This window comes from Frankia gtarii (assembly GCF_025403375.1).
In the GTDB taxonomy this organism is placed as follows: Bacteria; Actinomycetota; Actinomycetes; order Frankiales; family Frankiaceae; genus Frankia; species Frankia gtarii.
Genome location: NZ_JAMPTM010000204.1, coordinates 1 through 12,376 on the forward strand (window position 1 = coordinate 1; position 12,376 = coordinate 12,376).

General features: G+C 72.0%; 9 protein-coding genes and 1 pseudogene. 2 read left to right on the forward strand and 8 right to left on the reverse strand.

Annotated elements, in window-relative coordinates; genetic code table 11:
• Positions 1-268 precede the first annotated feature (268 nt).
• Positions 269-886, reverse strand: coding sequence for a DUF305 domain-containing protein (locus NBZ83_RS23545; RefSeq protein ID WP_261575807.1), 618 nt, complete (start codon positions 884-886; stop codon positions 269-271).
• 387 nt (positions 887-1,273) lie between these two features.
• Between NBZ83_RS23545 and NBZ83_RS23550 the strand changes: the two genes are divergently transcribed.
• Together NBZ83_RS23550 and NBZ83_RS23555 are read left to right on the forward strand one after the other, a co-directional pair.
• Positions 1,274-2,539, forward strand: coding sequence for an IS256 family transposase (locus tag NBZ83_RS23550; RefSeq protein ID WP_438803332.1), 1,266 nt, complete (start codon positions 1,274-1,276; stop codon positions 2,537-2,539).
• Positions 2,540-2,590: 51 nt separating this feature from the next.
• Positions 2,591-2,806 (forward strand): WD40 repeat domain-containing protein, encoded by a 216-nt coding sequence (locus tag NBZ83_RS23555; protein ID WP_261575808.1) that lies wholly within the window; start codon positions 2,591-2,593, stop codon positions 2,804-2,806.
• A gap of 40 nt (positions 2,807-2,846) precedes the next feature.
• Here the strand turns inward: NBZ83_RS23555 and NBZ83_RS23560 are convergent, their stop codons facing one another.
• The 7 genes and pseudogenes from NBZ83_RS23560 to NBZ83_RS23590 form a co-directional block, all read right to left on the reverse strand.
• Positions 2,847-4,154, reverse strand: a complete 1,308-nt coding sequence (locus tag NBZ83_RS23560; protein ID WP_261575813.1) for an RNA polymerase sigma factor — start codon at positions 4,152-4,154, stop codon at positions 2,847-2,849.
• Positions 4,154-4,573 (reverse strand): YciI family protein, encoded by a 420-nt coding sequence (locus NBZ83_RS23565; protein ID WP_261565072.1) that lies wholly within the window; start codon positions 4,571-4,573, stop codon positions 4,154-4,156. The genes NBZ83_RS23560 and NBZ83_RS23565 overlap by 1 nt, the downstream gene beginning before the upstream one ends.
• 512 nt (positions 4,574-5,085) lie before the next feature.
• On the reverse strand, positions 5,086-6,828 hold the full coding sequence (locus NBZ83_RS23570) for a serine/threonine-protein kinase (protein ID WP_261575809.1): 1,743 nt from the start codon (positions 6,826-6,828) through the stop codon (positions 5,086-5,088).
• Positions 6,825-9,152 carry a transglutaminase domain-containing protein gene (locus tag NBZ83_RS23575; RefSeq protein WP_261575810.1) on the reverse strand — a complete coding sequence of 776 codons (2,328 nt, stop codon included), beginning with the start codon at positions 9,150-9,152 and terminating at the stop codon, positions 6,825-6,827. The genes NBZ83_RS23570 and NBZ83_RS23575 overlap by 4 nt, the downstream gene beginning before the upstream one ends.
• A complete protein-coding gene (locus NBZ83_RS23580; protein ID WP_261575811.1) occupies positions 9,149-10,513 on the reverse strand; it encodes a DUF58 domain-containing protein in 1,365 nt (454 codons plus the stop codon). Before NBZ83_RS23580 ends, NBZ83_RS23575 begins: the two co-directional genes overlap by 4 nt.
• A 6-nt stretch (positions 10,514-10,519) precedes the next feature.
• Positions 10,520-11,494 carry an AAA family ATPase gene (locus tag NBZ83_RS23585; RefSeq protein ID WP_261565068.1) on the reverse strand — a complete coding sequence of 325 codons (975 nt, stop codon included), beginning with the start codon at positions 11,492-11,494 and terminating at the stop codon, positions 10,520-10,522.
• Positions 11,495-11,659: 165 nt separating this feature from the next.
• A pseudogene (locus NBZ83_RS23590) lies at positions 11,660-12,376 on the reverse strand (hypothetical protein); the annotation flags it as partial.

The following is a 12,376-nucleotide window of genomic DNA, read 5'->3' on the forward strand; positions in this document are numbered from 1 at the left end:
CCCCCACGCCGCCTACCCGGCAGTGATGAACCGATATCGAAATCCGAGTGTACGGCGGCCGGTTTGCTGGCGATGTGATGATCAGAAACGCAAACTGAAGCGATCACGATCATCCTTGGCCGGAAACGATCAATGCGGTGTGATGGCAGTTGCCACCGTGTCGCACCTGGCTACCGGTAGCACCTTGCCGAGTAACCCCCGCGAGTGGGGTCTACGGAAATGGGGTGGTGGCGCGGATTCATGGTGCGCGCCACCACCTCCGTGGGCGTCAGACCTTGGTGAGCAGGGTCTGCATGGTGGTGATCTGGGTGTTCTGGGTGTTCTGAATATTCTCGGCGAGTCGTTTCGCCGGTGTGTAGAGTCCGTCGCGGGTTTCCGTCCTCGCCATGGTGATGGCACCTCGATGATGCGCGATCATCATGGTGAGGAACATTTTGTCGAAGGCGGGTCCGGTCGCCATCTTCAATCTCGCCATGTCATCGTCGCTCATCATGCCGGCCATGGTCTCGCCCGGCATCATCCCGGTCATGGTGGTCGAGCTGTGGTCACCCATACCGTGTCCGGAACCGCTGTCGTCGGCGGGGGGCGCTGTGGGCTGCTTCCAGGTGTTGAGCCACCCGACCATGGTGGCGATCTCCGGGGCCTGCGCCGCGCGGATCTGGCGGGCGAGGGTCTTCACCTCCGGGTGACGGGCCCGGGTTTCGGCCAGATCGGCCATGTCGATGGCCTGCCGGTGGTGAGGGATCATGTTCTGGGTGAAGGTGACGTCGGCGGCGTTGTGATCGGCGGCACCGGTGTTCATGCTGCCGTTGCTTCCGTCGCTGCCGCATGCGGTGAGAACGATCGCGGCCAGGGCCGCCGCGATGAGCAGTGTCAGTCGTCTCATGCTGGTTCCTCGTCTGCTGGAGGTCTTGTAGTCCGAAGGAGTTCGGCGCACGTCGTAGGAGCCCGTGAGGTCCGGGCAGGACGTGTCGGTCTACAGACGGAGCACGCAGAGCGAGGCGAGTGAGGGTGGGTGGAGCAAGGATCGACCGGGGGGTGCCCTGCCCGCGGTGGGGGGACGCCGCGCGCAGGGCTGCACGTCTCATCGACGTCGAGGAGAGCAGCCGGGTGAGCAGCAACGCGATGACCAGCAGGATCGTCAAGCGGAGAAACGCCAGGCACATAGCGCCACCGTGCCCGCCATGATCCATCCCTGTTGGGGGGTGTCCGATCAACGGTGGATGTGGTCTGGCCCGTGCCGCCGAGCGTGACTCGGCGCGAAGGGACGATCATGAGCGAGACGCTTGATCCCATGCCGACTCGGATCGATCATCAGCAGCTGGCCGCGGAACTTGTCGCGAAGGCCCGCGCCGAGGGCGTGGACCTTGTCGGGCCCGGTGGCCTGTTGGCCGGGCTGACGAAGTCCGTGCTCGAGACAGCGTTGGAAGCGGAAATGAGCCAGCATCTCGGCTACGACAAGCACGACTCGGTTGGCCGTGACGGCGGGAATGCGCGGAACGGAACGCGGACGAAGACAGTGCTGACCGAGATCGGCCCGGTGGGCATTGAAGTGTCCCGGGACCGCGATGCCAGTTTCGAACCGGTGATGGTACGGAAGCGGCAGTGCAGGTTGAACGGCATCGACCAGATCGTGCTGTCACTGGCCGCCCGCGGGCTGACCACGGGGGAGATCGCCGCGCATGTCGGTGAGGTCTACGGCGCGACGGTCTCGAAGGACACGATCTCCCGGATCACCGACAAGGTTGTGGCCGAGATGACCGAGTGGCGGAATCGGCCCCTCGACCGCGTCTACCCCGTGATCTTCGTGGACGCGGTGGTGGTCAAGGTCCGCGACGGGCAGGTCGCCAACCGGCCCTTCTACGCGGCCGTGGGCGTGACCGTGCACGGCGAGCGGGACATCCTGGGTCTCTGGGCCGGCGACGGCCACGAGGGCACGAAGTTCTGGTTGCAGATCCTCACCGAGATCAAGAACCGGGGTGTTGAGGACGTCTGTATCGCCGTCTGCGACGGACTGACAGGCCTCCCGGACTCCATCACCGCCGTCTGGCCACTGGTGACCGTGCAGGCATGTGTCATTCACCTGCTGAGGAACACGTTCCGCTACGCCGGCCGACAGGACTGGGAGAAGATCTCCAAGGACCTCAAGCCGATATACACCGCGCCGACAGTAGCCTCGGCTGCTGCGTGTTTCGCTGAGTTCACCGAAACCTGGGGCGACCGCTACCCGGCCATCATCCGGCTATGGCGCAACGCCTGGGAGGAATTCATCCCGTTCCTCGACTATGACGTGGAGATACGGAAGGTGATCTGCACGACCAACGCGATCGAGTCGCTGAACGCCCGCTACCGGCGTGCTGTCCGGGCCCGTGGGCATTTCCCCAGCGACGAGGCCGCGCTCACGTGCCTCTACCTCGTCACCCGCTCGCTGGACCCCACCGGCCGGGGTAGGGCCCGCTGGATCATCAGATGGAAGCCTGCCCTGAACGCCCTGGCGATCACCTTCGAAGGCCGCCTGACCCCGACCACCACCAACTGATCCATCACCAACCGCCACGACCGATACACCGGTAGTCGGACACTCCCGTCGGTGGCGTTCTCCCCGAACGGCAAGATCCTGGCCAGCGGCAGCAAGGACGGGACGGTGCGGTTCTGGGACGTGACTGATCCGGAAGCTCCCCACCTTCCGGAGCAATCTCTCACCGGCCACGCGGATCTGGTGTTGTCGGTGGCGTTTTCTCCGAACGGCAAAACCCTGGCCAGCGCAGGCTGGGACCAGAAGGTGCTGCTGTGGGCGCGGCACTGACCAGCTGCGAAGGCACCGGCCGCGGGAGGCGGACGGACGGTCACGCGAGCGCGGCCACCTTGCGCAGCAGGACCGCCCGCTCGCGCGCATTGCCGCACAGCCGGGCGGCGAGTTCCAGCTCGGATCGCGCCTGCGTCGTCCGGCCGAGCTGGCCGAGCAGCTCGCCGCGCACGCTCGGGAGCAGGTACGACCCCGCCAGGCGGTCGGTGGCGACGAGGTCGTCGACGATGGCCAGCGCCTGCTGCGGTCCCTGCGCCATTGCGACGGCGACGGCCCGGTTGAGCTCGACGACGGGGGAGGGGGCCACCCGGCCGAGCGCCTCGTAGAGGAGCACGACCCGCTCCCAGTCGGTCTCCGGGACCGACGGCGCCGAGGCGTGGCAGCCGGCGATCGCCGCCTGCAGCCCGTACGGTCCGAGGCCGGCGGCCCCGAGCGCCGCGGCCCGGTCGAGGGCGGCCAGGCCGCGGCGGATCGCCGAACGGTCCCAGCGGCGCCGGTCCTGATCCGCCAGGAGCACGGCCTCGCCGTCGGGCCCGGTGCGGGCGGGAAATCGCGCGGCGGTGAGCTCGAACAGGGCGAGCAGCCCGTGCACCTCCGGCTCGGCGGGCACTAGGGCGACCAGCATCCGGGCCAGCCGGATCGCCTCGTAGGCGAGATCGGGGCGTAGCAGGCTGTCACCAGTCGTCGCCGTCGAGCCCTCCGTGAAGATCACGTAGAGCACGCTCAGGACACCGCCGAGCCGCCCGCGTCGTTCCTCGGCCGGCGGCAGCGCGAACGGCACCCTGGCCGCGCCGAGGGTCTTCTTCGCCCGGGTGATCCGCGCCTGGACCGTCGCCACGGGTACCAGAAATGCCCGGGCGATCTCCTCGCTGGTCAGACCGCCGACCGCGCGCAGCGTCAGAGCCGCCCGGGCCTCGGGCGAGAGCACCGGGTGACAGGCTATGAACATCAGCGCGAGGACGTCGTCGCCGACTCGATCGGGATCCCACGGCAGGTCGTCCGGCCGGCCCCCCGGAGTCACCGAGCCCGAGCTCGTCTCGCCCTCGGCGAGCTGACCGGCGAGCAGGGCGTACCGCTCGTCGAGCGCCGACCGGCGGCGGAAACTGTCGATGGCGCGCCGCCGTGCGGTCGTGAGCAGCCAGCCCACCGGGTTCGCCGGCACGCCGTCGCGCGACCAGGTGACCAGCGCCTGCGCCACCGCTTCCTGCGCGACGTCCTCGGCGAGTTCGACGTTCCCGGTGTAGCGGGCCAGCGCACCGACGATCCGGGCAGAGGAGATCCGCCAGACGGCCTCGACGGCCCGCCGCGCCGATTCGGTGCTCGCCGGGCCGCCGACGGCCGCGGGCATCAGAGCTGGCCGGTCCGCTCGCGCCACGTCCGCTCCTTGATGATCCACTCGTTGTCCTGCGGGAACTCGTCGATGGTCGGCACGCGGCGGATCTCGCATTTCGCGCCGGCACTCGCCGGCAGGCGCCGGGCCCACTGCACCGCCTCTTCCTTCGAAGCGACGTCGATCACGTAGAAGCCGCCGAACAGCTCCTTCGTCTCGCCATACGGGCCGTCGGTGACCACCGGAGTCTCGCCGCTGAAGTCGACCACCACGCCCTGGGCCGGGTCGTCCAAGCCCTCGGCGGCGACGAGCACGCCGGCCCGGATCAGCTCCTCGTTGAAACGACCCACCGTCTCGAGCATCTCCTCGAAGGGCGTATCCATCAACTTCGCGAGGGACTCGTCCGTGGCTCGCATGATCAGCATGTACTTCGCCATCGTTGATCTCCTTGATCACGGGTCGCCTTCCGACCCTCTCACCCCCAGGTCGAACGGGACAGCCGCGAATCGACACGGCAGCCGGACGGGAGTCTGCCGATCGCGGTGCGCAGCGCCTGGCAGCGGCCGGTCAGGACGAACCCGGGTAGCTCCACCCGGCGGCGGGCTGGCCCGGGTCCGGCGCGTACAGCAGAGTCCCCGTCGCCGGTGCGTCAATTGTCAGATATCCACTCACCTGGTCGTTCGCGGCGAGGACGCCGGTTGCGAGCCCCGGTTCACGGCCGAAGGCTTGGCGCGCCCGACTTCAGCCGCCCGAATCCTGCCCAGCAGCGCATTCTTTGCCGCGTCCGCGTCCGCTATCCAGGAGATCCATTCCGCCCATGGAAGGTCAGCCTCGCAGTACGAGACGAAGTAGTCGCGCCTGTCCAAACCGCCCCCGAACCGTACTTCGCCGGCCAGTCGCCATGCCGTTCGTCCACAGCAGCAAGCGACGCACCGCCAGAAGGCAAAAGTCAGGATACGGGCGGCGTCGCGTTGCGGATGCAGGTGTATCCGGACCAGGCGATGGTCGTTTTCGGTGGTGCGCCCTCGACTCGATAGACGCCGAGGACCTGGCCGATCCGGTAGCAGTAGGGCCGGGTGGGGTCTATCTCGTCGGAGTACACCGTCTGGCCGTCGCTCAAGGGCGTCAGCCTGCCGTCTTCGCCGGAGCTTCGACGTTGCAGCACCAGGCTGTTGGACGGCGAGCCGTTCTGCCAGGTCAGGATGGCGACCGCGCCGTGGTCGGCGACCTGCAGCCGGTGCGGCAGTGCCGCCGCGACCGTGTTTGGCGGGACCGTCGAGGTGGCTGTCGTTGCGACGTCCGCGCCCGGCTGGTCATTCCGACTGGCGATGATGGCTGCCACCAGGATGACGAGGAGCACGCCAAACACGACGGCGGGCACGAGAAGCAGGAGAGGCACACGCCGGATCGGCCGGCTGATCCCCGGCTCCGCAGCCCCCGGCTCCGCAGCTCCCGGCTCTGGGATTCTGGGATTTGTGGTTCCTTGCGCTGCGATCCCTGGTTCTGCGGGCTTCGGCTGGGCCGGCCGGTGGTCGGTCGCAAGCAGATCCTTGAGCCTCCCGGCGGCGGCGGCGGCGGTCGGTCGCGGCGGGGCGGGTGGCGATCGGACTGGACCCGCTGGGCTGCCAGCCGCCGGTGCTGTCGTGCCAGTCGCCGGCGCGGCCGGGACCGCTCGATCAACGGGTGAAGGGGCGTGTCCGGGCAGGACGGCCGCGGGTGCATCGTCCGGTGACGGGGGCGTGGCATCGGCGTACGCGGCTCCCACGCCATCGCGACCCGCGGAACCGGGCCTGATACCGGTCGACGCCGGCGGCGGGGCCGGCTCGCCGAGGGGTCTGGGTGGCGCCTGGCGGACGGTGAGGCCCAGCAGTGCGTTCAGTCGGCGCAGCTCGGCTGCCGCCTCCGCGGCGCTGCCCGGCCGGCGGGACGGATCCCGCGACATCAGTGTGTGCAGCGCCCGTTCCACCTCGTCCGGGACGTCGGCCCGGTGCAGGGGGCGGATCTCCTCGTGGAGGATGCGCAGGATCATCACCGGGGTGGAGTCGCCGGGTAGCCAGCCGAACGGTGGGGTCCCGGCCAGCAGCATGTGGATCGTCGCGCCCAGGCCGTACAGGTCGGAGGCGACGGTGGCGCGGGAGCCCTGCAGGACCTCCGGCGCGGTGAAGGCCACGGTGAAGGCGCCGTCGGTGCCCGACCGTTCGGTGCCGAGCCCCAGGGTGGCGATGCCGAAGTCGCTGAGCACCGGGTCACCGCGATCGGACAGCATGATGTTGCCCGGCTTCACATCCCGGTGCAGGATCTGGAGGCTGTGCGCGGCGTGCAGGGCATCGGCGATCTGCGCCGCGACGCGCAGGGTTTCCGCCACCCCGAGCGGGCCCTCCCGCCGCAGCCGGTCGGACATGGAGCCGGCCGGAAGATACTGCATCGCGATGAACGGGCGGCGATCGCGGGCGGAGCCCACCTCGAACACCGTGATGATGTTCGGGTGACCGGTGAGGCGCCCGGTTGCCCGGCATTCCCGGGCGAAGCGGCGGGCCGCCGCGGCGTCGAGCAGGTCCGCATTGATGACCTTCACGGCGACGGTGCGGTCCAGCTTGTCCTGGTAGGCGGTATAAACGATGCTGAAGCCGCCCTGCGCGATCGGCCGTAGTGAGCGGTAGCCGTCGATGATCGGCCCCTCGTGTTCGCTCACCGGGGCTCGATCCGGCGAGGCGAGCCGAACACCGCGGCGGGCGCGAGGTGCCGGCGGGCCCGGCGGCGGCGCGGGGTGACGCGGCGCAGTTCGGCGCGCATCGTCGCGTTGTGCTGCCAGGCCGTCTCGGCCTCCCGTCCACTCACGGCGCTCGGCGCGCCGGGGATGTTCGGCCCGTGCAAAGCCATGGTGGCCAGGCGGGCAAGATCGGCTAGCGGCGCCCGTCCGCCCGGTCCGACCAGGGCCGATCCGTGTTCGACGACGGCAGTCGGGGTCGCTGAGGGCCGCACTGGCGCACCGGCCCGGTCCAGCGACTCGAGTGTGTCCAGCCAGGCGCCGACGACCCGTTCCCGGTCACCGCCCGCGGTGCGTCGCCGTCGCCGACGGTGGGCCGGGGCGGACATCGCGAGGACGAGGTAGGCCACGCCGACGGCCATCACCGCGCCGGCCGCGGCCAGCCCGGCCAGGACGCCGACCGGGGTCGAGGACGACCGCGGCGAACCGGCCGGCGCGGCCTCCACCACGGACTGCGGCGGCACGGCGGCGGCCTCGGTGACCTTCTGGGCCCGCCCGGTCGGTTCCCCCTGGGCCGCGGTGGCGACCGACCCGCCGTGCTGGCCCGTCGCCTCCGGCGTCGGATAGAACGGCACCCAGCCGACCCCGGCGAAGTCGATCTCCGGCCACACCAGCACATCCCCGGCCCGAACATCCCCGGCCCGAACATCCCCGGCCCGAACAGTCCCGGCCCGAACAGTCCCGGCCCGAACAGTCCCGGTTCGGCCTGTCTCGGCCGGGGCCGCGTCGGATGTGGGCTGGCGGGCGGGGTGGAAACCGACCACCACCCGGCTGGGTAGGCCCAGGACCCGGGCGAGGACGGCGAACGCCGTGGCGAACTGCTCCGACGTGCCGGTGTGGCTGCGGTCGAGGAAGTAGGCGAGGTGACCGTAGGTGTGGCCGGACGGGGCGTCCTGATCATAGGTGAACCGGGTGCGCAGGTACTGTTCCAGCCGGTAGGCCCGTTGGAACGGGGTGCCCCCGTCCGCCCCGGCCTCCCGTGCCGCTGCGGCGATCGGCGCCGGCAGCTCCGGCGGGAGGGCCCGGGTCGTGTCCGACGAGGTGCCGCTCGCGATCCGCAGCGCCGCGAGCTGTTCCGGGCTCAGGTCGCGGGGCACGGCGGACGTCACGCTGTAGGCGCGCCCGGGGGCCAACGGCCGGCTCGAGATCAGGCTGCCGTCGGCGGTGTCGACGGCGAGGCCGGCGCCGGTGAGGGTGACCGGCCGGTCGACGTGCGGCAGGAAGATGCCCGGCAGGGTGCCGATGATGATGTCCTGGTGGATCCGGTCCGCCCCCGGTGGGGTGTCCGGCGCTGGTGGTACCCGACCACCGGCGGGTGTGTACCGCGCCGACGGGGTCCACTGCTGCCCGTCGAACCGGTCGAGTACGGCCAGGCGGATGTTGCGGGAGAGGGGCGGGGCGGCGGTGAACAGCACGTCGCCCGGTGAGTGCAGCCAGGCGGAGACGAAGTCCAGCGGGCTCACCGTCGACTGCGGGTGCGACGGGACGCTGCGGTGCGCGCGCAGGTCGTACGGTCCAGCGCTCGGGGCGAGCAGCGCCGGACCGGCCGTGAGCGCCACGGCGGCGGTCGCCGCGACCAGCGCCAGGCCCAGCGCCGAACGGCGCGCGTCCACGCGCCCGGCCCACCCGGGCCAGGTGCGACGGCCAGGGTCGTGGCCCCACGGTGCCCGCGGTTCGGCCCGCCGGCACAGGGCCAGCGCTCCGGTGACGACGACCAGGCCGCCGGCGATGCCGAGGTTGGAGCCCGGGCCGGACACCGTCACCGTGACGGCGATGCCGAAGGCGACCAGCGCCGGTACCGCCGGTGCCAGCACCGACCGGGTTCTGAGCACCAGTTCGGCGCCGGCGAGAGCGGCCAGCCACGTCAGGGCCTGCGGGACGACCAGCAGGTCAGGGGATTTCGATGCGGGCAGGGTCGTGTCGAGCAGCCGGGTGCCCCCGTTGACCAGGCCGTCGGCGATCGCCGGGAGCACACCGCGGGCGTGCGGTGAACCGTCGCGGAACAGCGTCACGGCGACGACGGCCAGCCACAGCACGACCGAACTCAGGACTGACACCGGCAGCGGCGGGGGCCGGCGGCCGCCGCGGGCGAGCAGAGTGGCCGGCAACGCTGCCAGCAGCACCGGGATGACCGCGGCCGCGACGACCGGGCCGAGGACGGCACCCAGGCCGAACCCGCGGTGGAAGGCGGCGCCGGCCAGCCCCGCGAGGCAGGCGACGGCACCCAGGCTGGCCAGGCGCACGGTCACCGGCGGCTGCCCATCGAGGACCGGCCGCTCCCCGCCGGGGCCGGCCAGAGCACCGCGAGGCCGGCGGCATCGCGGACGTCCAGCACCCGTAGCCGTCCGCCGCCGAGCGAGGACATGCTGCCGGTCTCACCGACCCGGACCACGATCACCCGCTCGAACCCGGCCGCGACCGCCGCGGCGCTGACCGTCGCGGCGGCGTCCTGCGTACCGCTGACCAGGGCCAGCGTGCCGATGGCGCGCCGGGAGGAGCCGCGGACCGAGGCCGTGAGCGTCTGTTCGGCCGATGGGCCGTCGCCGGAATCCGGACCGGGTGGGCCCGGGTCGACCAGCTCCACCCCGGCCAGCGCGTCCAGGGCCGCGGTCTCGTCCGCCCGGCCGCCGTTGAAGGTGAGCCGCACGCCGGCGGTGGTGCACAGCCGCACCGGGAACCGCAGCCGCGCGGACGCCAGCAGGACGGACGCGGCGGCGTCCACCGCGGCGTCGAACGCGGCGACACCCGGCTCACCCGGCGGGTACGCCTGGCGCCGGGTGTCGAGCAGTACCGTCGTCGCCGGCTCCGAGGGGTCGACGTACTGCCTGACCAGCAGCGTGCCGGTGCGGGCGCTGGACCGCCAGTGGACATGGCGTAGGTCGTCGCCGGGCACGTACTCCCGCAGCCGGTGGAAGGTCACCCCGCCCTGGGTCACACTGTCGACGGGCAGGCCGTCGGGACGGCCGGCGCGGGTGGACGGCAGCGGCGCCAGCGGCTGGGCCACCGGGTACACGTGCATGGCCGCCGGCCGGCCCCGCTGCTGCGATCGGGCGAACAGCCCGAAGGGGTCGCTGCTGACAAGCTCCGCCGGCCCGACGCGGAGCACCCCACGGCGCGCGGTCGGCAGCGGGATGGCGATCATGCGATGCGCCCCGGGCGGCAGCGACCGGACCTCGGCCTCGGCGGCGTCCGGTATCCGGGTGTCGGCGTCACCGGCCCCGCCCGCGGGCTGTGCCGCCGGCCCGGGGCCCGTGCGGTACGGCAGTCGCAGCCGCACCGGGCCGGTCACCGTCCGGGAGCCGATGTTGTGAACCGTGACGCTGGCGATCGCCGGTTCGCCGCGCCCGACCCGCGCCGGCGTCACCTCGATCTCCACGGTGAGCCGGGGCTGGCGCGCGACAAGCGCGGCGGCGCACAGCAGCGCCACCGCGCCGCCGGCGGAGAGCACCGCCAACTCCGGGAATCGCAGCACCCCGGCGGCCGTACCCGTGACGACGACGCCGGCGAGAACACCGAAGCCGGCCGGCGTGACCGTCCCGCGCACGCGGCGCAGCCAGCTCGGGGCGGCGGCGGGTTGTGATCCCCGGCGCGTCTCCGCTGCCGCGGCCATGCCGGGTCAGACTCCGGCGAGCGTCCGGGGCACGGGCACGGCGGCCAGGGCCTCGGCGACCGCCTGCTCGCCGGTGTAGCCCCGCAGCTCGGCGTCCGGGGTGACCAGCAGCCGGTGGGCGAGGACGGGGGCCGCGAGTCGCTGCACGTCCTCGGGGATCACGAACGCTCGGCCGGCCGCGGCGGCCTGCACCTGCGCCGCCCGCAGCAGCGCGATGCTGCCCCGTGGGCTGGCCCCCAGCCGCAGGCCGGGCAGCGACCGGGTGGCCGTCACCAGGTCGACGACGTAGCCGCCGACGTTGTCCTCGACGTGTACCTGCGCCGCCATCGAGACCAGGGCGAGGATGTCGTCGGTGGTGAGGACCGGTTGGAGGTCCTCGATCCGCAGCCCGGACCGGCGGTCGCGCAGGATCGCGAGCTCGGCGTCGCGGTCGGGGTAGCCGACCCGCACCCGCATGAGGAACCGGTCGAGCTGCGCCTCCGGCAGCGGGTACGTGCCGTCCATGTCGACCGGGTTCTGGGTGGCGACGACGAAGAACGGCCGGGGCACTCGATGGCTCACCGCGTCGACGGTGACCCGGCCCTCCTCCATCACTTCCAGCAGCGCCGCCTGCGTCTTCGGGGACGCCCGGTTCACCTCGTCCGCGACCACCACATGGGCGAACACCGGACCCTCGTGGAAGCTGAACTCGCCGGAGCCCTGGTGGTAGATGGTCACCCCGGTGATGTCGGACGGAAGCAGGTCCGGGGTGAACTGGACCCGGTGGCAGCTCGCCTGCACGGAGGCGGCGAGTGCCCTGGCCAGGGACGTCTTACCGAGCCCGGGTACGTCCTCCAGCAACAGATGGCCGCCGCTGAGCAGGCAGGTCAGAGCCTGGGAGACGGCGTCGGTCTTGCCGCGGATCACCAGCCCCACGTTGTCCACCACGGCCTGGAACGCTGCGGCGAAGTTCTCCCGGCCGGCGTCGTGGCGCTCTGACACGGCTCCCCCTCGTACGCGTCACAGTAGCGGCACCATGCGTGTGCGTATTGCCACACTTCGTTCCAGCCTAGCCGGCTGGCCCGGGTGGCAGTAGGAAGTTTGCTGGTGCCGGGCCCTCCCGCGGCTGTCGGATGTGTGTCAGGACGCGTGCCGGCGACGCCCGGGTCACCCTCCCCCCGTCGTGTAGCCGACGAGCGCGGGCCCGGTACCGGCCGCGTTACGCGCCGCGACACTGATTCGCGCGTACGGGTCGCGGCCAGCAGGCGCCGCCCGTTCGTAGCTCGTCCCGCTCACCACCGCGGTCTCGTCGTGCTCCGACATCACCCCGGCCCATGCGTTGTAGTGGATGGTGACCACGTAGTCGAGGGCGCCACCGCCGGTGTCCGCCGGCGGGTCCCAGGTCACCAGGATGTCCCCTGGACTGTTGGTCGGAGGTTGGACCGCGGCGGAGGCAATGTTGCGCACCGGGCCCGGGGGAACGCAACCCCTCGCCGTGGCGGTGGCGGAGCTCGCCGATGTGCCGCCCGGACCGGTGGCGGTCGCGGTGGCGGTCGCGGTCGCGCACCCCGCCACCGCGATGGTGACGGTTCCTGGGGCGGTCAGGGTGCGGGTCCCGCCCGGGCTCGCGGTCAGCGTGTAACTGGTCACCAGGCCGCCGGCCGCGGGCGCCGTCACCGTCACGGTGACCTCGCCGGAGGCGGCGATCGCCCGTACGCCGGGTACCCCGGGCGCCGCCGGTGGCGGTGGCGGTGGCGGTGGAACCGTCGCGGGTTGGGGGAGCGGCGTCTGCTGTCGGGTCGTCGCCGGCGGTGGCGGTGCGGTGCGTGGCGGGCCCACGGGCCCTTGTGACAGCGCGGGGGGCGTCCTCGGGGGCCGTTGCGA